Genomic DNA, 20,396 nt, shown 5'->3' with positions numbered 1-20,396 from the left:
GGGCACGACCAGGAACCACAGTGGAGGAGCCGACACCGGTCGGCGACTGCCTCACACCCTGCTCGTGGTGACCTGCCTTCGGCAGGTCACCACGAGCTCACCGGTCATCCAGCGGTGGATCCAGGCTGAGGCGACCGCACCCGGCGACGGCGGCGCCGGGTGGCGGGCTCAACGGGCGCCGCGGTGCGCTCGGCGGCGCCCGAGGCGTCCCGCCGGGAGGGGGACGCTCGGGAGGGGTGCGTTCCCGGCGGGTGCGTTGCCGGGGGGTGCGTTCCCGGCGGCCGGTGGGTCGGGCGCGAGGACGACCCGGTCGCGTCCCGTCCGCTTCGCGGTGTACAGCGCGGCGTCGGCGGCGGCGAGCGCCGCGGGCAGGTCCGCCCAGGTCCCGCGGGCCACGCCGATGCTCACGGTCACCGGCACGGGGCGGGTGCGCGAGGCCGCACCGACGGCCGCCCGGAGCTCCTCCGCGCACGCGGCGGCGTCGGCCCCGTCGGGCAGGCGCACGACGCACTCCTCACCGCCGATACGGGCCGCGACCTCCCCGGGACCGACGGAGGCCGCGAGCAGGCCCGCGAACCACACGAGGGTCTCGTCCCCCACCGCGTGGCCGGTCTCGTCGTTGATGCGCTTGAAGTGGTCCAGGTCGAGGAGCAGGAGCCAGCCCGACGCCGTCGTCGCGGGCGCCGACGCGAGGCCGCGGCGGTTCAGCAGGCCCGTCAGCGGGTCGCGTCCAGCGCTGTCGGTGAGCTCGCGCAGCGCGTCCTCGACGACGCCACGCAACCAGCTCGTGCAGCCCGCCACGAGGCCGAGGACGCTGGCGCCGACGACGACACCGACGACGGCGCGCTCCACGGACCCCGTGCTCAGCAGGTAGGCGCCCCACGCGAGCTGCTGCCAGACGAGCTGCAGCACGATCTCCCAGCCCGAGCGCGTCATGGCGATCACGAGCACCGGGCACAGCAGCGCGATGCCGCCGATGTCCAGGGACGGGATCGACTCCGCCGCCGCCGTCCCGGCGACGAGCACCACCGCCGCCCACGCCGAGTAGCCGGTGCGCACCCACGCCGGCGCGGTCACGGGCGTCAGGTGGGCCCACACGGCGATGACGGCGGCGCTCGCGGCCGCGGCCAGCATGAGCCGGGTGTCGGGGACGAACGGGGCGAGGGCCAGCAGGACCAGCGATCCGGGCGCGGCCATGAGCACGGTGGCCCGGGAGTTCCACCGCCGGTTCGCGGGCGACCCTCGGACCGCCAGGTGGTCGGTGCCCCCGCGGTCACCGGCGAGGGTCCCGGCGCGGGAGCCGCTGGCGTCCAGCGGGCCGGGAGCGGGCGCAGCCGGCGCCGCCACCGGTCCGTCGCGGGTCGCCTCCCGCTCCGGGGCGCGGCGCGGCGCTGCCGCTGCGGGTTCACGTCCGGCCTCTCACCTCGCCCCCGGGCCGGTGGGTGGACCCGGGGGTACCACCCGGTCATCGGCACCCCGGGGGCACGGCTGTCCGGGCGGGCCGGAGGCTCCGCCCGGCTGGGCGTCCCCGGCGCCGGCGCGCGTCGCCGGGCTCAGCGCCCGGAGCGGCTCCAGGCGCTGAACGAGCGCAGCGATCCGGTGCCGGGCCGGCGCAGCCACGGCCACGGGTGCCGCACGACGACGTCGAGTCGGGCCGCGCGGCGGGCGAAGCCGGGCACCGGGGCGTGCGTGACGGCGAGACGACGCCCCCGCAGCTCCTCGACCGGGTCGCCGAGGTGGACGTCGACACCGAGCTCGGCGAGCGTCTCGGCCAGGAACACCAGTCGCTTGCCGGACAGCCGCAGGCGCGCCAGGAGCGGCTCGTCGAGCACGAAGACGGCCGGCAGGCCGGGGTGGGCCGCCAGCGCGGGGTCGGTGTCGCCGAGCGACTCCGCGGTCAGCCAGACGGTGTCGGGTGCACCCGGGCCCTGGGGCGCCTCGGGCCCGGCGTCGCTCACCCCGCCCGCGAGGCCGGCCGGCGGCTCCACGCGCGGCCCGGCCTCGGCGTCCGGCCAGTCCTGCACCGGGCACGCGCGGCGCAGCGCGCACGTCCCGCACAGCCCCGGGGCCCGCTTCTCGACCTGCCAGCGGCTGAACCCGTAGACCTTGCCCGTCCCCGTGCCGACCGCCCACTGCCAGCCCAGGCGGTTGGCGGCCGGGGACCCGTCGAGCAGGTGCCGGTACATCTCGGCCGCGCCCTCGCGCCAGTCCGCGCCGGCGCGCACCGCGTACTGCGAGGCGAGCCACATGCGGGTTTGGTTCACGAGCCACCCGTCGGTGTGCAGCTCCTGCGTCGTCGCGGCCATGCAGGCCATCTCCTGCGGCCACGGCTCGCGCGGCCACGGCTTCGCGGGCACGGGCGCCTCGAACCGCAGCGGGTGCGCGGTGGCCGCCCCGACCCGGGCGTAGAGGTGGCGGGCGTACTCCTGCCACAGCAGCTCGTCGCGGAACTTCGCCCGGTCGCGGGGCGGGGCGCCGGCCGCCGCGGCCCACACCGCGGGCAGCGGCAGCAGCCCGTGCCGGATGTAGGGCGACAGCCGCGTCGCCCCCCGCCGGGTGGGCGGCCACACCTCGTTGCGGCGCGCGGCGTACCCCGTCAGGTCCAGGGTCGCGAGGGCGGTGTCCGCGGCGGCCTGGCCGCCGCGCACCGACGACGCGGTGACGTCGTCGCACGCGAGGTGCCCGAGGTGGTCGCGGACCCAGGCGAGCGCGCCGTCGCGCTCGGGAGGCGGGGGCGGGAGGAGAGGCACCCGGTGATCCTCCCCCGCGCGACGCACGACGGCCCGCGGAGCTCTCGCTCCGCGGGCCGCCGGTCGTGCGCGTGCTCAGCCGTGCGGCTGTCGCCTCAGAGATTGAAGCCGAGGGCGCGCAGCTGCTCCTTGCCGTCGTCGGTGATCTTCTCCGGACCCCACGGCGGCATCCACACCCAGTTGATGCGGTGGTCGGCCACGACGTCGAGGAGCGCCTCGCGCGTCTGGTCCTCGATGACGTCGGTCAGCGGGCAGGCCGCGCTCGTGAGCGTCATGTCGATCGTCAGGACGTTGTCGTCGGTGACGCTGAGGCCGTAGATCAGCCCCAGGTCGACGACGTTGATCCCCAGCTCGGGGTCGACGACGTCCTTCAGCGCCTCCTCGACGTCCGCGATCGCCGCGGGCGTCGGGCCGGCCGCGGCCGGGGTCTCCGTCTCGCTCATCGTGGGCTCCTCAGGCCTTGGCGAGGTACCGGTCGTAGCCGGACTCCTCGAGCGCGTCGGCCAGCTCGGGGCCACCCTGCTCGGCGACGCGACCGTCGACGAACACGTGGACGAACTGGGGGGTGATGTAGCGCAGGATGCGCGTGTAGTGCGTGATGAGCAGCACGCCGACGTCGGTGCGCTCCAGCGAGCGGTTGACGCCCTCGGAGACGACCTTCAGCGCGTCCACGTCGAGACCGGAGTCGGTCTCGTCGAGGACGGCGAACTTCGGCTTGAGCAGCTCCATCTGGAGGATCTCGTGGCGCTTCTTCTCGCCGCCGGAGAAGTTCTCGTTGACGTTGCGCTCAGCGAACGTGGCGTCCATGCGCAGGTCGTCCATCGCCTGCTTGACGTCCTTGACCCACGTGCGCAGCTTCGGGGCCTCGCCGTCGACCGCGGTCTTGGCGGTGCGCAGGAAGTTCGAGACCGTGACACCGGGGACCTCGACCGGGTACTGCATGGCGAGGAACAGGCCGGCGCGGGCGCGCTCGTCGACGCTCATCGCGAGGACGTCCTCGCCGTCGAGGGTCACCGTGCCGCTGGTGACGGTGTACTTCGGGTGCCCGGCGATGGAGTAGGCCAGCGTGGACTTGCCCGACCCGTTCGGGCCCATGATCGCGTGGACCTCGCCGGAGCGGATGGTCAGGTCGACCCCGCGCAGGATCTCCTTGGCGCCACCGTCGGCCTCGGCCACGGTGACGTGCAGGTCGCGGATCTCCAGGGTGGCCATCAGTTCTCCTCGGTCGTGCTGGTGGTCGGGGTGGCCGGGGCGGTCGCGAGGGCCTGCAGCGCGTCGTGCGCGCCCGGCATCGTCGCGGCGAGCTCGGTCTCGATCGTCGCCATCAGGCGGTCGGCGAGGTCGGGCAGGCCGATCCGGCCGATGATGTCGGCGAAGAAGCCGCGCACCACGAGCCGGCGCGCGTCGGCCTCGGGCATGCCGCGCGACTGCAGGTAGAACAGCTGCTCGTCGTCGAAGCGGCCCGTGGCGCTCGCGTGCCCCGCGCCGACGATCTCGCCGGTCTCGATCTCGAGGTTCGGCACGGAGTCGGCGCGCGCGCCGTCGGTGAGCAGCAGGTTGCGGTTCAGCTCGTACGTCTCGGTGCCCTCGGCAGCCGCCCGGATGAGGACGTCGCCGATCCAGACGGCGTGCGCGCCGTCGCCCTGCAGCGCGCCCTTGTACTCCACGTAGCTCTTGCAGTTCGTGGCCTCGTGGTCGACGAACTGCCGGTGCTCGAGGTGCTGGCCGGCGTCGGCGAAGTACACGCCGAGCAGCTGGGCGTCCCCGCCGGGCCCCGCGTAGCGCAGGTTGGCGGAGATGCGCACGGCCCTGCCGCCCAGGCTGACCGCGATGTGCCGGGCGAACGCGTCGCGGCCGACGACCACGTCGTGCTGACCGACGTGCACGGCGTCGTCGTCCCACTCCTGCAGCGACACCACGGTGATCTGCGCGCCGTCGCCGACGCGGACCTCCACGCCACCGCGGTGGGCGCCGCCCCCGACGTGGTCGAGCACGACGAGGCCCTTGCTGTGGTGCCCGGCCTCGACGAGCAGGTGGCCGGAGGTCGTGCGGCCGGCCTCACCGCGCACCGTGACCAGCACGGGCGCGTCGAGCTCCGCCTCGGCGGGGATCCGCACGAGGTGGGCGTGCGTGGTCGCCGCCCAGCTCGCCGCGGCGGCGCGGTCACCGGGGCGGAACCCCGGGCCGGCGCCGATCTCCGCGGGCGTGCCCGTGCGGTGCTCCACGACGTCGGGCCCGGAGACCTCGACGGCCGCCGTCTCGTCGCCCCCGGCCACGGCGAACAGCGGCGCGAGCACCTTCAGCGGGGAGAACTTCCACTCCTCCTCGCGGCCACCGGGCACGGCGAAGTCGGCGACGTCGTAGGACGTGACGCGCTCCGCGCGGCTCGCGTCGGGCACCGTGCCGGCGCCGTGGCTGTGCGCCCGGGCCGCGTTCGGCGGCGTCTCGGTGATCGGGTCGGTCGTCTCGTCGACGGCGGTCATCAGCCGACGGCCCCTTCCATCTGCAGCTCGATCAGGCGGTTCAGCTCCAGCGCGTACTCCATGGGCAGCTCGCGCGCGACGGGCTCGATGAACCCGCGCACGATCATGGCCATGGCCTCGTCCTCGGCCATGCCGCGGCTCATGAGGTAGAACAGCTGCTCCTCGCTGACGCGGGAGACCGTGGCCTCGTGCCCCATGACGACGTCGTCCTCGCGGATGTCGTTGTAGGGGTAGGTGTCCGAGCGGCTGATCGTGTCCACGAGCAGCGCGTCGCAGCGGACCGTGGACGCCGAGTGGTGCGCGCCCTCGAGGACCTGGATGAGGCCCCGGTAGGACGTGCGGCCCCCGCCGCGGGCGATCGACTTGGAGACGATCGAGCTCGCGGTGTGCGGCGCCGCGTGCACCATCTTGGCGCCCGCGTCCTGGTGCTGGCCCTCGCCGGCCATGGCGATGGACAGCGTCTCGCCCCGGGCGTGCTCGCCCATGAGGTAGACCGCCGGGTACTTCATCGTCACCTTGGAGCCGATGTTGCCGTCGATCCACTCCATGGTGGCGCCCTCGGCGGCCGTGGCGCGCTTGGTCACCAGGTTGTAGACGTTGTTCGACCAGTTCTGGATGGTCGTGTACCGCACGCGGGCGTTCTTCTTGACGATGATCTCCACGACCGCGGAGTGCAGCGAGTCGCTCTGGTAGATCGGCGCCGTGCAGCCCTCGACGTAGTGGATGTAGGAGTCCTCGTCGGCGATGATCAGCGTCCGCTCGAACTGGCCCATGTTCTCGGTGTTGATCCGGAAGTAGGCCTGCAGCGGGATGTCCACGTGCACGCCCTTGGGGACGTAGATGAACGACCCGCCGGACCACACCGCCGAGTTCAGCGCCGCGAACTTGTTGTCGCCGGAGGGGATGACGGTGCCGAAGTACTCCCGGAAGAGCTCCTCGTGCTCGCGCAGCCCCGTGTCGGTGTCGACGAAGATGACGCCCTTCTCCTCCAGGTCCTCGCGGATCTGGTGGTAGACGACCTCCGACTCGTACTGCGCCGCGACGCCCGCGATGAGGCGCTGCTTCTCCGCCTCCGGGATGCCCAGGCGGTCGTAGGTCTCCTTGATGTCGGCGGGCAGGTCGTCCCAGCTGGTCGCCTGCTTCTCCGTCGAGCGCACGAAGTACTTGATGTTGTCGAAGTCGATGCCCGTGAGGTCGGAGCCCCAGTCGGGCATGGGCTTGCGGCCGAACATCTTCAGCGCCTTGAGCCGGTTCTCGAGCATCCAGGCGGGCTCGGACTTCTTCGACGAGATGTCGCGCACGACGTCCTCGGACAGGCCGCGCTTGGCGACCTTCCCCGCGGCGTCGGAGTCCGACCAGCCGTAGCGGTAGCGGCCCATGTCCTCCAGCTCGGCGGGTCCCGTGGTCTGGGGGGTGACGAGCTCGGGGGTGAGTTCGGTGGTCATCGTCGTCGTCCTTCCGTCGGCGTCGCTGTCCCCGCGGTGGTGCCGTCGAGGGTCGTGCTCGTGCTGGTCGTGGCACCCGGTGCCGGGTCGGTGACCCGGTCCGGGGAGTCGTGGGCGGCCCGGGCGGGCAGCCGGTCCGGTGGGTGGTGGTCGGAGGGCACGTAGGTCGTGCAGACGTGGGCGCCGCGGGCCAGGGTCGCCAGGCGCTGGACCCGGGTGCCGAGCACGCGCTCGAAGACCTTCGCCTCCGCCTCGCACAGCTCGGGGAAGGCCTCCGCGGCCCGGCGCACCGGGCAGTGCCCCTGGCACAACTGGGTGCCCTCGGCGGCTGTTCCCCGCGCGACGGGACGCGCCGAGGCGGCGTAGCCCTGGGCCGCGAGCGCCGCGGCGAGGGCCGCGACGCGCTCCCCGGTCCCCGGTCCGGCGGCCGCGACCGCCGTGCTCAGGCGCTCCTCGAGGCCGGCGAGGCGGCGCTCGGCGAAGTCCTGCACGGCGGCGGGGCCCTGCACCTCGGCCAGGTAGGCCAGGGCCGTCAGGGCCAGGTCGTCGTAGCCCGCCGGCAGCGTGTCGTGGCCCGCGGAGGACACGACGTACTCCCGGGCGGGACGGCCGCGGCCGCGACGCTGGGCCGGGCTCGGCTCGCGCGTCTCGACGACGCCCTCGGCGGTCAGCGCGTCGAGGTGGCGGCGCACGGCCGCGCTGGTCAGGCCGAGCTGGGTCGCGAGGGCCCCCGCGGTCACCGGGCCGAGCTCGGCCACGGCGGTGCGCAGCCGCGTGCGCGTCCGCAGCTCCTCCGACCCCGGCACCGGGAGCACCGGCGGCCGAGGTGAGGCTCCCCTCACCAATTCCACAACGTCGATGTTACCTAATTCGCCGGCCGGGCGACACCGGGGGTCCCGCCGTGGGCGGGCGGGTACTACCGCGGCTCGTAGACTCCGGGCGTGGCCAGCCCGCTCCCCTCCCCCGTCACGGCCACGACGGCGCCCGCGGTCCTCGTCGAGGACCTCCGCAAGAGCTACGGCTCCACCCGCGTGCTGGACGGGCTCACCTTCGCGGCGGCGCCGGGCCGGGTCACGGCCCTGCTCGGCCCCAACGGCGCCGGCAAGACCACGACGGTGGCGTGCTGCGAGGGGCTGCAGCGCGCCGACAGCGGCCGGCTGCGCGTGCTGGGGCTGGACCCGGTGGCCGACGCCGCGGCGCTGCGGCCGCGCGTCGGCGTGATGCTGCAGGACGGCGGGCTGCCCACGGGGGTGGGGGCGCTCGAGGCGCTGCGCCACGTCGCGGGCCTGCACTCCGCCCCGCTGCCGGTCGACGCGCTCGCCGAACGGCTGGGCCTGACGTCCTTCGCCCGGACCCGCGTGCGCCGGCTCTCGGGCGGGCAGCGCCAGCGCCTGGCGATGGCGTGCGCGCTCGTCGGGCGGCCCGAGCTCGTCTTCCTCGACGAGCCGAGCGCGGGGCTGGACCCGCAGGCGCGGCTCGCGGTGTGGGACGTGGTGCGCGAGGCGCGCAGCAGCGGTGTGGCGGTCGTGCTGACCACCCACCTCATGGAGGAGGCCGAGCGGCTGGCCGACGACGTCGTGGTCATCGACGCCGGCCGGGTCGTCGCCCAGGGCACCCCCGAGGCGCTGACCCGCGGGCCCGCCGTGCTGACCTTCGTGGCCCGGCCGGGGCTGCCGACCGAGTCGCTGCGCCTGGCCCTGCCCGTGGACGCCGACGTCGTGGAGGGCGAGCCCGGCCACTACGCGGTGCTGGGCATCCCGGCCGACCCGCGCGTGGCCGCCACCGTGACGTCGTGGTGCGCCACCCACGACGTCCTCCCCGAGGGGCTCGGCGCCCAGCGACGTACCCTCGAAGACGTGTTCCTCGACCTCACCGGCCGGAGCCTGCGGTGAGCGGCAGCGCCTCGGTGGCCGCCGCCCGCCCCGGCGGACCGCCCGCCGCCCGCGCCGCGGCGCTGGACCTGTCCCCGGCCGGCGGCGCCGCGCCCTGGTGGCGCCGGACGCTGCGGCAGGGGTCGTTCGAGGCGCGCATCGCGCTGCGCAACGGGGAGCAGCTGCTCCTGACGCTCGTCCTGCCCGTGCTCGTCCTCGTCGCCGCCGTCCGGACCACGTCGCTCGACCTGGGCGACGGCGACCGGCCCGCCCTCGCGCTGGCGGGCGTGCTGGCCGTGGCCGTGGTCTCGACCGCGTTCACGGGGCAGGCCATCGCGACCGGCTTCGACCGCCGCAACGGCGTGCTCCGGCTGCTGGCGACCACGCCGCTGGGGCGCCCGGGCCTCGTCGTCGGCAAGGTCCTCGCGGTCCTGCTCCTGGTCGCCGTGCAGGTCGTCGTGCTGGGGCTGGTGGGCCTCGCCGTCGGCTGGCGGCCGCAGCTGCCGCCCGTGCTCGCGGCCGTGCCCGCGGTCCTGCTCGGGGTCGCGGCGTTCACCGCGCTGGGCCTGCTGCTGGCCGGGACCGTCCGCGCCGAGGGCACGCTCGCGATCGCCAACTTCGTCTGGGTCCTGCTGCTCGCGGGCGGTGGGCTCGTGCTGCCGTCGCCGCTCGCGCCCGTCACGGACCTGCTGCCCTCGGGGGCGCTGGGCGGGGCGCTGCGCGCGGCGCTGGCCGACGGCGCCGTCGCCCCGTGGCCGCTGCTCGTGCTGGCGGTCTGGGCGGCGCTCGCGACCGCCGCGTGCGCGCGCTGGTTCCGCTGGGAGTGATGTCACACCCGTGACGCCGACCACGGGCCGGGGTCGTCGCGGGGCGCGACATACCATCGACGCGTGAGCGTCACGGTCGGCCGAAGCAGCACCACGAACCCGCCGGAGCGCCGCGGCCTGCGCGCCGCCCTCCCCCGCTGGGCCTCGCGCATCCTCCTGCTCAACGTCGTCGCCGAGTGCCTCATCGTCGTGACCGGCGGCGTCGTGCGGCTGACCGGCTCCGGCCTCGGCTGCCCCACCTGGCCGCAGTGCGTCCCGGGGTCCTACGTGCCCGTCGTGCAGCAGGAGCAGGGCTTCCACAAGTGGATCGAGTTCGGCAACCGGACGCTCACGGGGCTCGTCGGGATCATCGCCCTCGCCTGCCTCGTCGCCGTCTGGCGCCACCGCCGCCGCGACCTGCTCCCCTACGTGGGGCTGGTGATCTTCGGCATCCTGGCGCAGGCCGTCATCGGCGGCATCACGGTGCACATGGAACTCGCGCCCGGCTACGTCATGACCCACTTCCTCGTCTCGATGCTGCTCGTGACGGCCTCGACGATCCTGTGGCGGCGCGGGCTCGAGACGTCCGGGCCGCGCGCCGTCGTCGTGCGCCGCGAGGTCCGCGGCGGCGCCTGGCTGGCCGCCGCGCTGCTCTACGCCGTCGTCGTGGTCGGCACGGTCGTCACGGGTTCCGGTCCGCACTCCGGCGACGCCGACGAGCCGGCCCGCTTCGGCCTCGACCCGCAGGCCGTCAGCTGGCTGCACGCCGACCTCGTCATGGCCTACGTGGGCCTGCTCATCGGTCTCGTCGTGGCCCTGCGGGCGACGTCGGCGCCACCCGCCGCCCGCCACGCCTCGGTGCTGCTGCTCGTCGCCACGCTGCTCCAGGGCGTCGTGGGCTACACGCAGTACTTCACCGACCTGCCGTGGGTGCTCGTGGCGATCCACATGGGCATGGCGTGCCTGCTCGTCGTGCTCCAGGTCCGGCTGCTGTGCGCGCTCACCGCCCCCCGCGACGAGGTCCCCGTCCAGGTCCCCGACCGCCGCGCCGCCGCCACCGCCTGACCCGTCACCGCCCCCGGCCCGACCTCGCGACGGCCCGACCTCCCCGCGACCTGGTCCACGGGCCCGCGCATCACCGCCGCACCCGCCGACGGCCGCTGTCCCCCGCGCTCGTGCGGGTGCTCTCTAGGCCCCGGGCCCTGCGCCCCGCACGTCGGGCCGGTGCTCGCACGACGACGACGCCCCCCCGACCGGACCGGTCGGGGGGGCGTCGTCGTGCGGGCAAGAGCCCTCAGAAGGGCCAGGCGACCCGGAGGAAGGGGTCGAGCGCCACGGCGGCCGACAGCAGCGTCAGGTAGGTGATCGAGCCGTGGAAGACGCCCATCGGGCTGATCGCCTTGAGCTGCTCCAGCGTCCCGGCGTCGCGGCCGCCCGTGGCCGCCTCGAAGCGGCGCGTGCGCCGCAGCAGCCCGTAGGTCTGCGCGAGGAAGCCGAGGCCGAGGACCACGGCCGCGCCGAGGTAGACCATGCCGGCGCCGCCGACGGGGACCAGGAGCAGCGAGCAGGCCACCATCGCCCACGTGTAGGCGACGATCTGGCGGGCCACCGTCGTCGGCTTCGCCACGACGGGGAGCATCGGCACCCCGGCGTTGGCGTAGTCCTCGCGGTAGCGCACCGACAGCGGCCAGTAGTGCGGCGGCGTCCACAGGAAGATGACGCCGAAGAGGACGAACGGCGCCCAGTCGAGCTGCCCGCGCACGGCCGTCCAGCCGATGAGGACCTGCATGCAGCCCGCGACACCGCCCCAGACGATGTTCTGCGACGTCCGGCGCTTGAGCAGCAGCGTGTAGCCCACGATGTAGAGGGCGATCGCGACGAGCGCCAGCACCGCGGACAGGGCGTTGACGAAGGCCAGGAAGACCGCCACCGACGCCACGCCCAGCGCGGCCGCGAAGACGAGCGCCTGCCGCGGCGTGACCTCACCGGTGACGAGCGGGCGGCCCTCGGTGCGCTTCATGAGCGCGTCGATGTCGCGGTCGAAGTAGCAGTTCAGGGTGTTCGCGCACCCGGCCGCGAGCGCGCCGCCGACGAAGGTCGTGACCAGCAGCAGCAGCGGCGGCAGACCCCCCTGCGCGAACAGCATCACGGGGATGGTCGTGATGAGGAGGAGCTCGATGATCCGCGGCTTGGTCAGCGAGACGTACGCCGCCACCCGCGGGAAGCGGGGAGGACGCTGACGTCCCCCGCGGCGGCGGAGCACCGAGAGGGTGCGCGCGTGCGCGGAGGCGTCCGTGGGACGCGGGTCGACGACAGTCACAGTGTCCTCAGGGCGAGGCGACATCGGGCACGCACGACTCTACGCCGCTCCTACCACTTGTCGTTGACCGGGCCGCCGCGGCGGCCACCACGGAGCGTGGCGGTCGCGAGCTGCGGAAGGACCCGCTGCGAGTAGGCTCGCCACGCGGTGATCCGGAGACGAGCACACCTCGTGCCGGGACGCCGCGGAGGACGAACGCCTCGGACGACGGTGCCACGGCGACGCCAGGCCTCGTGGCCGGTCGCCGCCGCCACCCCCGGACGGGGCGTGGCGGACCAGAGGCAGCGAGGGTCCGGCAGAGGGCCCCGGGGTGACGACGGAGACAGAGAGCGGACCACGGCCGGTCCACCCACCGCCGACCCGGCGCTGGACGGATACCTGGTTCGCACGGGAGGAGACACGTGAGCCGGCAGAGCCTCGAGTGGAGCGACCTGGACGACCGGGCGGTGGACACCGTCAGGGTCCTCGCCATGGACGCGGTCCAACGATCGGGCAACGGACACCCGGGGACGGCCATGAGCCTGGCCCCCGTGGCGTACCTGCTGTTCCAGAAGATGATCCAGCACGACCCCGCCGACCCGGACTGGACGGGCCGCGACCGCTTCGTGCTGTCGTGCGGGCACTCCAGCCTGACGCTCTACGTCCAGCTGTACCTGGCCGGCTACGGCCTCGAGCTGGACGACCTCAAGGCGCTGCGCAAGTGGGGCTCGAAGACTCCCGGCCACCCCGAGCACGGCCACCTGGCCGGCGTCGAGATGACCACCGGCCCGCTGGGCCAGGGCATCTCCTCCGCCGTCGGCATGGCCATGGCGGCCCGCCGCGAGCGCGGTCTGTTCGACCCCGAGGCGGCCCCCGGCACGAGCCCGTTCGACCACACCATCTGGGTGCTGGCCTCCGACGGCGACATCCAGGAGGGCGTGTCCTCCGAGGCGTCCTCGATCGCGGGCGTGCAGGAGCTCGGCAACCTCGTCGTCGTCTACGACGCGAACCACATCTCCATCGAGGACGACACGGCCATCGCCCTGGCCGAGGACACCGGCAAGCGCTACGAGGCGTACGGCTGGCACGTGCAGACCATCGACTGGACCAACGGTGGCGAGGGTCCCTACACCGAGGACGTCGCGGGCCTGCACGAGGCGCTCGAGGCGGCCAAGGAGGAGACCGGGCGCCCGTCCATCGTCATCCTGCGCACGCTCATCGCGTGGCCGGCCCCGAACGCGCACAACACCGGCAAGTCGCACGGCTCCGCGCTGGGCGAGTCCGAGGTCCGCGCCACCAAGGAGGTCATGGGCTTCGACCCGGAGCAGACCTTCCAGGTCGACGACGACGTCCTGGCCCACGTGCGCGGCGCCCGCGAGCGCGGCCGCACCCTGCACGAGTCCTGGACGACCCGCTTCGACGCGTGGCGCAGCGGCGCCGGCGAGCGCGGCGGGCTGTTCGACCGCATCTCCACCCGCACGCTGCCCGAGGGCTGGGCGTCGGCGCTGCCGACGTTCGAGGCGGGCACCTCGATCGCCAGCCGCAAGGCCTCCGGCGAGGTCCTCAACGCCCTCGCCTCGACCCTGCCCGAGCTGTGGGGCGGTTCCGCGGACCTCGCGGAGTCCAACCTCACCTCGATGAAGGGCGAGCCGAGCTTCCTGCCCGAGAGCCGCCAGACGAAGACGTGGCAGGGCAGCCCGTACGGGCGCACCCTGCACTTCGGCATCCGCGAGCACGCCATGGGCGCCATCCTCAACGGCATCGCGCTGCACGGCGGGACGCGCCCCTACGGCGGCACGTTCCTCGTCTTCAGCGACTACATGCGCCCCGCCGTCCGGCTCGCGGCGATCATGCGGCTGCCGGTCACCTACGTGTGGACGCACGACTCGATCGGCCTGGGCGAGGACGGCCCCACGCACCAGCCGGTCGAGCACCTCTCGGCGCTGCGCGCCATCCCCGGCCTCGACGTCGTGCGCCCGGGCGACGCCAACGAGACCGCGTGGGCGTGGAAGACGATCCTCGAGCACACCGACCGCCCCGCGGGCCTGGCGCTGAGCCGGCAGAACCTGCCGACCTTCGACCGCTCGCAGGCCGGCTGGGGTGCGGCGGACGGGGTCGCCAAGGGCGGCTACGTCCTCGTCGAGGCCTCCGCGGCCACGCCGCAGGTCATCCTCATCGGCACCGGGTCCGAGACGCAGATCGCCGTCGCGGCCGCCGCCCGCCTCGAGGAGGAGGGCGTGCCCACGCGCGTCGTCTCCATGCCGTGCCGCGAGTGGTTCGACGAGCAGCCGCAGTCCTACCGCGACACCGTCCTGCTCCCGCAGGTCAAGGCGCGCGTCGCGGTCGAGGCCGGCATCGCGCAGAGCTGGCACGACCTGACCGGCGACGCCGGGCGGATCGTCAGCCTCGAGCACTTCGGGGCCTCGGCCGACTACCAGGACCTCTACCGCGAGTTCGGCCTGACGGACGAGGCCGTCGTGACCGCGGCCAAGGAGAGCCTCGCCGGTCTCCAGTGACCACCGGCGGGACCCGGGCCCCGGCCCGGGTCCCGCCCCCGGCGCCTGCGGGCGCCAGCAGCACGGGGCGCCGTCTCGGCGCCCCCGCCCGCTGACCGCGGGCGGATCCACGGACGAGGAGACGGAGAAGCACATGACGAACAGCAACCTGGCGGAGCTCTCGCAGCACGGGGTGTCGGTCTGGCTGGACGACCTGTCCCGCGAGCTCATCGGCTCGGGCGAGCTGCAGCGGCTCGTGGACGACGGCGTCCTCGGCATCACGACGAACCCGACGATCTTCGCGAGCGCGCTCGCCAAGGGCGACGCCTACACCGACCAGGTCAAGGAGCTCGTCGCCGCGGGCGCCGACGTGGACGAGGCCGTCTTCCAGATCACCACCGCCGACGTCCGCCACGCCGCGGACCTCCTGCGCCCGGTCTACGACCGCACCGACCGCCTCGACGGCCGGGTCTCCCTCGAGGTCGACCCCCGCCTCGCGCACGACACCGCGGGCACCGAGGAGTCGGCGCGCACGCTCTGGAAGGCCGTCGACCGGCCGAACGTGTACATCAAGATCCCCGCGACGGTCGAGGGCCTCGCGGCCATCAGCACCGCGCTGTCCGAGGGCATCAGCGTCAACGTCACGCTGATCTTCTCCCTCGACCGCTACCGCGCCGTCATGCAGGCCTTCCTCACGGGCCTGGAGCAGGCCAAGCAGAACGGCCACGACCTCGCGCTGATCGAGTCCGTCGCGTCCTTCTTCGTCTCCCGCGTGGACAGCGAGGTCGACAAGCGCCTCGACGCCCTCGAGACCGCCGAGGCGACCGCGCTGCGGTCCAAGGCCGGCATCGCCAACGCGCGCCTGGCCTACCAGGCGTACGAGGAGGTCTTCTCCACGCCGCGCTGGCAGGTGCTCGCGGAGTCCGGCGCCAAGGCGCAGCGCCCGCTGTGGGCCTCCACGGGCGTGAAGGACCCGAAGCTGCCCGACACGCTCTACGTCACCGAGCTGGTCGCGCCGAACACCGTCAACACCATGCCCGGCAAGACGCTGGACGCGACGATGGACCACGCCGAGGTCACGGGCGACACCGTCCGCGGCTCCTACGGCGAGTCCAAGCAGGTCCTCGACGACCTCGAGCGCCTCGGCATCTCCTACACCGAGGTCACCGAGCTGCTCGAGAAGGAGGGCGTGTCGAAGTTCGAGGCGTCCTGGGGCGAGCTCCTGCAGACCGTGACCGACGAGCTGGAGCGTGTGAAGACCCAGGTCGAGGCGTGACCCTGGTCGAGGTGCGGGACACCGCGGCGGCGGACGCCGCCGCGGTGCCGTCCCTCGCGGCCGCCGCGCGCCCCACCTCCCGGGTGGGGCGCGCCAGCGCCGGCACGCTCGTCAGCGTCGCCCCGTTCGACCGCGCCCAGGTGGACGCCGCGCTCGACGCGCTGCTCGCCAGCCTCCAGGCGCGCGACTACCCCGCCGTCGAGGCCTTCCTCGCGACCGGTGCCGACGCCGAGCTGCTCGCGCTGCGCGCCGCGCTCGCCGAGCGCTCCGGCCGCGGCCCCCGCTCCCGGTGGGGGCGGCGCGCCCCGCGCCGGACCGCACCGCTGCCCGGGGAGGCCTCCCCCGGGGCCTCCCGCCACACCACCGGAGAGGCGTCCGCATGAGCCCCGCACGCGTCGTGGCCGGGGACAACCCCCTGCGCGACCCCCGCGACCGCCGCCTGCCCCGCATCGCCGGCCCCTGCGGCATGGTGATGTTCGGGGTCACGGGCGACCTGGCGCGCAAGAAGCTGATGCCGGCCATCTACGACCTCGCCAACCGCGGCCTGCTCCCCCCGGGCTTCGCGCTGACGGGCTTCGCCCGCCGCGACTGGGTCGACCAGGACTTCGGCAAGATCGTCTACGACTCGGTGCGCCAGCACGCCCGCACGCCCTTCCGGGAGTCGGTGTGGGCGCAGCTCGCCGAGGGCTTCCGCTTCGTGCCGGGCGACTTCGACGACGACGACGCCTTCGACCAGCTCGCGACCACGGTGTCCGACCTCGACCGCGTCCGCGGCACGGGCGGCAACCACGCGTTCTACATGTCGATCCCGCCGAAGTTCTTCCCGGTCGTGGCCAAGCAGCTGGCCCGCAGCGGGCTCAGCGCCCAGCACGGTGACCAGTGGCGCCGCGTCGTCATCGAGAAGCCGTTCGGCCGCGACCTCAAGAGCGCGCGCGAGCTGAACGCCGTGGTCGAGGACGTCTTCCCCGCCGACTCGGTCTTCCGGATCGACCACTACCTGGGCAAGGAGACGGTCCAGAACATCCTGGCGCTGCGCTTCGCGAACCAGATGTTCGAGCCGCTCTGGAACGCCAACCACGTGGACCACGTGCAGATCACCATGGCCGAGGACATCGGCATCGGCGGGCGCGCGGGGTACTACGACGGCATCGGCGCGGCCCGCGACGTCATCCAGAACCACCTGCTGCAGCTCATGGCCCTGACGGCCATGGAGGAGCCGGTCTCCTTCGACGCCACCGACCTGCGGGCCGAGAAGGCCAAGGTCCTCTCGGCCGTGCGCCTGCCCAGGGACCTGTCGAAGTCCACCGCCCGCGGGCAGTACGCCGCGGGCTGGCAGGGTTCCGACTACGTCAAGGGCTACCTCGACGAGGACGGCATCCCGGACAGCTCCACGACCGAGACGTTCGCGGCCATCGAGCTGGAGGTCGACACGCGCCGCTGGGCGGGGGTGCCGTTCTACCTGCGCGCGGGCAAGCGCCTCGGCCGGCGCGTCACGGAGATCGCGGTGGTCTTCAAGCGCGCCCCGCACCTGCCGTTCGAGCGCACCGCCACCGAGGAGCTGGGCGAGAACGCCCTGGTCATCCGCGTGCAGCCCGACGAGGGCATCACCATGCGCTTCGGGTCGAAGGTGCCGGGCACCGCGATGGAGGTGCGTGACGTGACGATGGACTTCGGCTACGGCCACGCCTTCACCGAGTCCAGCCCCGAGGCCTACGAGCGCCTCATCCTCGACGTGCTGCTGGGCGACCCCCCGCTGTTCCCGCGCCACGAGGAGGTCGAGCTGTCGTGGAAGATCCTCGACCCGATCACGTCGTACTGGGCGAAGAACGGCAAGCCGCAGGCCTACTCGTCCGGGACCTGGGGCCCGCAGTCCGCCACCGACATGCTGGCGCGCACGGGCCGCACCTGGCGACGCCCGTGAGCACCGTCGCACCGACCTCCAGCCGGGAGCAGACCACATGATCATCGACCTGCCCAGCACGTCGACCAGCGCCGTGAACAAGGCGCTCGTCGACCTCCGGGACTCCGGCGGGGCGGTGGCCCTGGGCCGCGTCCTGACCCTGTGCGTCGTCACGGACGACGCGCACGCCGAGGACGCCATCGAGGCCGCCAACGAGGCCAGCCGCGAGCACCCCTGCCGCGTGCTGGTCCTCGCGCGCGGCAACCGCCGCGGCACCGCGCGCCTCGACGCGCAGATCCGCGTGGGCGGTGACGCGGGCGCGAGCGAGGTGGTCGTGCTGCGCCTGTACGGGCCGCTGGTGGACCACGGTGAGACGACCGTGGTGCCGCTGCTGCTCTCCGACGCGCCGATCGTCGCGTGGTGGGTGGGGGCCGCGCCCGAGGACCTGCAGAGCGACCCCATCGGGGCCATCGCGCAGCGGCGCATCACCGACTCCGCCGAGACGCCGAACCCCGCGAAGTCGCTCGAGCACCGCCGGGCGCACTACCGCGCGGGCGACACCGACCTCGCCTGGACGCGCCTCACGAACTGGCGTGCCCTGCTGGCCGCCGCGCTGGACCAGCCGCCCTACGAGCCCGTCACGCAGGTCACGGTCGCGGGGGCCCCCGACAGCCCCAGCACCGAGCTGCTCGCGGCGTGGCTCGCCGTCAAGCTCAAGGCGCCCGTCGTGCGCGCCCGCACCAAGAAGGGCACGGGCGTCCAGAGCGTCCGCCTGGACCGCAAGTCCGGTGCGGTGGAGCTCATCCGCCCCGACCAGACCGTCGCGACGCTGACCCAGCCGGGACAGCCCGAGCGCCGCATCGCCCTGGCCCGTCGTCCCGTCAAGGACTGCCTGACCGAGGAGCTGCGCCGGCTCGACCCGGACGAGGTGTACGGCGAGACGCTCGTGCACGGCCTGCCGGCCGTCGGGGCCCGGACGATGTCCGTCGCTCAGGCGCAGGCCCAGGGCCGGATCTCCCCACCCGCCGAGGCCGCCCGCGGCCAGGCCGCGGCGCAGAAGGAGTCGGCGCGCGTGTCGCGCGCCATGAAGCGGGCGCAGCCGTCGGACGCCGCGCAGCGCTCGGGGTCCGCGGCCGTCCCGGCGAACGCCTTCTCGGCCAACGCCCCGGACGGCAACCCGCCCCAGGACCAGGGCACGCAGGCGGTCCTGCGCGCCCGGGTGGGCCGGGGCACGGCCACGGCGGCCGCCAAGAGCGCTGCGGCGAGGACCGCGCCGGCGAAGAGCGCCCCGGCGAAGGCCGCGCCCACGAAGGCCGCGCCCACGAAGGCCGCGCCCACGAAGGCCGCGCCGGCGAAGGCCGCCGCGACGAAGACCGCGCCGGCGAAGAGCGCCCCGGCGAAGCGGGCGTCCGCCGCGAAGACCTCCCCGCGCACGCGGGGAGCCGCGTCGTGACGGGCGGACCGGGCGAGGCCCCCCTCGTCGTCGTCCACCCCTCGCCGGACGTCCTCGCGCACGCCGTCGCGGGCCGCCTCCTGGCCGCGCTCGCCGACGCCCAGGCGCGGCGCGGGGTGGCGCACGTGTCGCTCACAGGCGGCACGATCGGCACGAAGGCGCTGGCGGCCGTGGCCGGCTCCCCCGCCCGCGACGCCGTCGACTGGACGCGCGTGCACGTGTGGTGGAGCGACGAGCGGTTCCTGCCGGCCGGCGACCCCGAGCGCAACGCGACCCAGGCCGAGGAGGCGCTGCTGCGCCACCTGCCCCTGGACCGCGCGCTGGTCCACGTCCCGCCGGCGTCCGACGGACCCGACGGCGACGACCCGGACGCGGCCGCCGCCCGCTACGCCGCCGCGCTCGCGGCCGCCGCGGACGGCGCCGAGGTGCCCGCGTTCGACGTGCTGCTGCTGGGCATGGGCCCGGACGGGCACGTCGCCTCCCTGTTCCCGCAGCACCCCGGGCTGGCTCGCGACGACTCCAGCGTCATCGGGGTCCGGGCGTCGCCCAAGCCGCCGCCCGTGCGGCTGTCCTTCACGTTCGGCGCGCTGGCGCGAGCCCGGCAGGTGTGGGTCGTCGCGGCCGGGCCGGAGAAGGCCGCCGCAGTCGCGCGCGGGGTGGGCGGCGGGGACGTCGCGGAGACTCCCGCGGCGGGCGCGCACGGCCGCGAGGCCACCGTGTGGCTCGTCGACGCCGCGGCGGCCGGCGACCTCTGAGCCGCGGTCCGCGCACGACGAAGACCCCCGACCTGTCCGGTCGGGGGCCTCCGTGGTCGCGCGGTCGTCGCGCTCGTGCTGGCGGTCCGGCAGCTGACGCGGACCGCGCGGGAGCCTCAGCGGATGAGACCCCGGCGGCGCAGACCCTCGAGGGCCTCGTTGAGGATGGCCTCGCCGTCGGCGTCGCTGCGTCGCTCCTTGACGTACGCGAGGTGCGTCTTGTACGGCTCGTTCTTCAGCGGCGCCGGGGGGTTGGCCCGGTCGGTGCCCGCCGGGAAGCCGCACCGCGGGCAGTCCCAGGTCTCGGGCGGCTCGACGCCCGACTCCTCGGCGAAGCTGGGCCGCGTCTCGTGCCCGTTGGCGCACCAGTAGGAGATGCGGATCCGGGGGGCCGTGTCCCCGCGCTCCGCCTCCCCCATCGGCCCGGCGCCGACCCTGCTACCCCGGATGGCGTTGCCACCTGCCACGAGTTGATCTCCCCTCGTCCGTCGTGTCTGAGAAGCTCAGAACTCGTTGGTGAACCGCTCGACCAGGCCCAGCAGCACGATGCACACCGTCCACACCAGGGCGACACCCACGGTGAAGCGGTTGAGGTTGCGCTCCGCCATGCTCGACCCGGAGAGGCTCGTCGTCACGCCGCCGCCGAACATGTCCGACAGACCGCCACCCTTGCCCTTGTGCAGGAGGATCAGCAGCGTCAGGAACAGGCTCGAGATGGCGAGCAGCACCTGCAGCACGATGCGCAGAACAGACACGCGGATCCTTCTCGTCGAGGCCGTTCCTGCGAGGGAGCGGCCGGGCCAGGGCGTACACAGAGTAAGCCATCCGGGGACGGGGACGGGCCCCGCCGCGTTCGGAGGCGG

General features: G+C 74.4%; 19 protein-coding genes. 9 read left to right on the top strand and 10 right to left on the bottom strand.

Annotated elements, in window-relative coordinates; all coding sequences use genetic code 11:
• Positions 1-168: 168 nt before the first annotated feature.
• The 7 genes from GTR02_RS02535 to GTR02_RS02505 all read right to left on the bottom strand — a co-directional run bounded on the left by GTR02_RS02535 (position 169) and on the right by GTR02_RS02505 (position 7,484).
• The gene (locus GTR02_RS02535; protein WP_166605905.1) at positions 169-1,197 is read right to left on the bottom strand and encodes a GGDEF domain-containing protein; all 1,029 of its coding nucleotides are present in this window, start codon (positions 1,195-1,197) and stop codon (positions 169-171) included.
• A 356-nt stretch (positions 1,198-1,553) separates the two neighbouring features.
• Complete coding sequence (locus tag GTR02_RS02530; protein ID WP_166605904.1) at positions 1,554-2,750, bottom strand: FAD-binding domain-containing protein; 1,197 nt, start codon at positions 2,748-2,750, stop codon at positions 1,554-1,556.
• 95 nt (positions 2,751-2,845) lie between these two features.
• Positions 2,846-3,193 (bottom strand): metal-sulfur cluster assembly factor, encoded by a 348-nt coding sequence (locus tag GTR02_RS02525; protein WP_166605903.1) that lies wholly within the window; start codon positions 3,191-3,193, stop codon positions 2,846-2,848.
• A gap of 10 nt (positions 3,194-3,203) precedes the next feature.
• Positions 3,204-3,962 carry a Fe-S cluster assembly ATPase SufC gene (sufC, locus tag GTR02_RS02520; protein ID WP_166605902.1) on the bottom strand — a complete coding sequence of 253 codons (759 nt, stop codon included), beginning with the start codon at positions 3,960-3,962 and terminating at the stop codon, positions 3,204-3,206.
• Positions 3,962-5,233, bottom strand: a complete 1,272-nt coding sequence (gene sufD / locus GTR02_RS02515) for a Fe-S cluster assembly protein SufD (RefSeq protein WP_166605901.1) — start codon at positions 5,231-5,233, stop codon at positions 3,962-3,964. Before sufD ends, sufC begins: the two co-directional genes overlap by 1 nt.
• Complete coding sequence (gene sufB / locus GTR02_RS02510; RefSeq protein WP_205708501.1) at positions 5,233-6,612, bottom strand: Fe-S cluster assembly protein SufB; 1,380 nt, start codon at positions 6,610-6,612, stop codon at positions 5,233-5,235. The genes sufD and sufB overlap by 1 nt, the downstream gene beginning before the upstream one ends.
• Positions 6,613-6,674: 62 nt before the next feature.
• The gene (locus GTR02_RS02505) at positions 6,675-7,484 is read right to left on the bottom strand and encodes a helix-turn-helix transcriptional regulator (protein ID WP_338073530.1); all 810 of its coding nucleotides are present in this window, start codon (positions 7,482-7,484) and stop codon (positions 6,675-6,677) included.
• A 135-nt stretch (positions 7,485-7,619) separates the two neighbouring features.
• Between GTR02_RS02505 and GTR02_RS02500 the strand changes: the two genes are divergently transcribed.
• The 3 genes from GTR02_RS02500 to GTR02_RS02490 all read left to right on the top strand — a co-directional run bounded on the left by GTR02_RS02500 (position 7,620) and on the right by GTR02_RS02490 (position 10,420).
• A complete protein-coding gene (locus GTR02_RS02500) occupies positions 7,620-8,570 on the top strand; it encodes an ATP-binding cassette domain-containing protein (protein WP_166605898.1) in 951 nt (316 codons plus the stop codon).
• Positions 8,567-9,376 (top strand): ABC transporter permease, encoded by an 810-nt coding sequence (locus GTR02_RS02495; RefSeq protein WP_166605897.1) that lies wholly within the window; start codon positions 8,567-8,569, stop codon positions 9,374-9,376. The genes GTR02_RS02500 and GTR02_RS02495 overlap by 4 nt, the downstream gene beginning before the upstream one ends.
• Before the next feature lie 63 nt (positions 9,377-9,439).
• Positions 9,440-10,420: a COX15/CtaA family protein gene (locus tag GTR02_RS02490; protein WP_205708489.1), complete on the top strand. Its 981-nt coding sequence runs from the start codon at positions 9,440-9,442 to the stop codon at positions 10,418-10,420.
• 229 nt (positions 10,421-10,649) lie between these two features.
• Here the strand turns inward: GTR02_RS02490 and GTR02_RS02485 are convergent, their stop codons facing one another.
• On the bottom strand, positions 10,650-11,675 hold the full coding sequence (locus tag GTR02_RS02485; protein WP_338073529.1) for a heme o synthase: 1,026 nt from the start codon (positions 11,673-11,675) through the stop codon (positions 10,650-10,652).
• Between the two features lie 401 nt (positions 11,676-12,076).
• On the opposite strand from GTR02_RS02485, the gene tkt reads away from it, so the two are divergent.
• The 6 genes from tkt (at position 12,077) to pgl (ending at position 19,533) form a co-directional block, all read left to right on the top strand.
• On the top strand, positions 12,077-14,170 hold the full coding sequence (gene tkt, locus GTR02_RS02480) for a transketolase (RefSeq protein WP_166605895.1): 2,094 nt from the start codon (positions 12,077-12,079) through the stop codon (positions 14,168-14,170).
• Between the two features lie 133 nt (positions 14,171-14,303).
• A complete protein-coding gene (gene tal / locus GTR02_RS02475; protein WP_166605894.1) occupies positions 14,304-15,425 on the top strand; it encodes a transaldolase in 1,122 nt (373 codons plus the stop codon).
• Complete coding sequence (locus GTR02_RS02470; RefSeq protein WP_166605893.1) at positions 15,422-15,808, top strand: hypothetical protein; 387 nt, start codon at positions 15,422-15,424, stop codon at positions 15,806-15,808. The genes tal and GTR02_RS02470 overlap by 4 nt, the downstream gene beginning before the upstream one ends.
• On the top strand, positions 15,805-17,346 hold the full coding sequence (gene zwf / locus GTR02_RS02465) for a glucose-6-phosphate dehydrogenase (protein ID WP_166605892.1): 1,542 nt from the start codon (positions 15,805-15,807) through the stop codon (positions 17,344-17,346). The genes GTR02_RS02470 and zwf overlap by 4 nt, the downstream gene beginning before the upstream one ends.
• A gap of 37 nt (positions 17,347-17,383) precedes the next feature.
• Positions 17,384-18,778, top strand: coding sequence for a glucose-6-phosphate dehydrogenase assembly protein OpcA (gene opcA, locus GTR02_RS02460; RefSeq protein WP_166605891.1), 1,395 nt, complete (start codon positions 17,384-17,386; stop codon positions 18,776-18,778).
• On the top strand, positions 18,775-19,533 hold the full coding sequence (gene pgl, locus GTR02_RS02455; protein ID WP_166605890.1) for a 6-phosphogluconolactonase: 759 nt from the start codon (positions 18,775-18,777) through the stop codon (positions 19,531-19,533). The genes opcA and pgl overlap by 4 nt, the downstream gene beginning before the upstream one ends.
• A gap of 116 nt (positions 19,534-19,649) precedes the next feature.
• Here pgl and GTR02_RS02450 read toward each other — a convergent pair whose 3' ends face one another.
• Both GTR02_RS02450 and secG read right to left on the bottom strand, forming a co-directional pair.
• The gene (locus tag GTR02_RS02450; RefSeq protein ID WP_166605889.1) at positions 19,650-20,000 is read right to left on the bottom strand and encodes an RNA polymerase-binding protein RbpA; all 351 of its coding nucleotides are present in this window, start codon (positions 19,998-20,000) and stop codon (positions 19,650-19,652) included.
• 36 nt (positions 20,001-20,036) lie between these two features.
• Positions 20,037-20,288 carry a preprotein translocase subunit SecG gene (gene secG, locus GTR02_RS02445; protein WP_166605888.1) on the bottom strand — a complete coding sequence of 84 codons (252 nt, stop codon included), beginning with the start codon at positions 20,286-20,288 and terminating at the stop codon, positions 20,037-20,039.
• Positions 20,289-20,396: the final 108 nt, after the last annotated feature.

The sequence above is a fragment of the Kineococcus siccus genome, from assembly GCF_009906795.1.
GTDB classification, from domain to species: Bacteria; Actinomycetota; Actinomycetes; order Actinomycetales; family Kineococcaceae; genus Kineococcus; species Kineococcus siccus.
This window is presented reverse-complemented; position numbering and strand designations above follow the sequence as displayed.

Coding starts and splice junctions, on each gene's coding strand:
- GTR02_RS02535 (WP_166605905.1), bottom strand. CDS start 1,197: ATGGCCGCGCCCGGATCGCTGGTCCTGCTGGCCCTCGCCCCGTTCGTC.
- GTR02_RS02525 (WP_166605903.1), bottom strand. CDS start 3,193: ATGAGCGAGACGGAGACCCCGGCCGCGGCCGGCCCGACGCCCGCGGCG.
- sufC (WP_166605902.1), bottom strand. CDS start 3,962: ATGGCCACCCTGGAGATCCGCGACCTGCACGTCACCGTGGCCGAGGCC.
- sufD (WP_166605901.1), bottom strand. CDS start 5,233: ATGACCGCCGTCGACGAGACGACCGACCCGATCACCGAGACGCCGCCG.
- sufB (WP_205708501.1), bottom strand. CDS start 6,612: ATGGGCCGCTACCGCTACGGCTGGTCGGACTCCGACGCCGCGGGGAAG.
- tal (WP_166605894.1), top strand. CDS start 14,304: ATGACGAACAGCAACCTGGCGGAGCTCTCGCAGCACGGGGTGTCGGTC.
- zwf (WP_166605892.1), top strand. CDS start 15,805: ATGAGCCCCGCACGCGTCGTGGCCGGGGACAACCCCCTGCGCGACCCC.
- opcA (WP_166605891.1), top strand. CDS start 17,384: ATGATCATCGACCTGCCCAGCACGTCGACCAGCGCCGTGAACAAGGCG.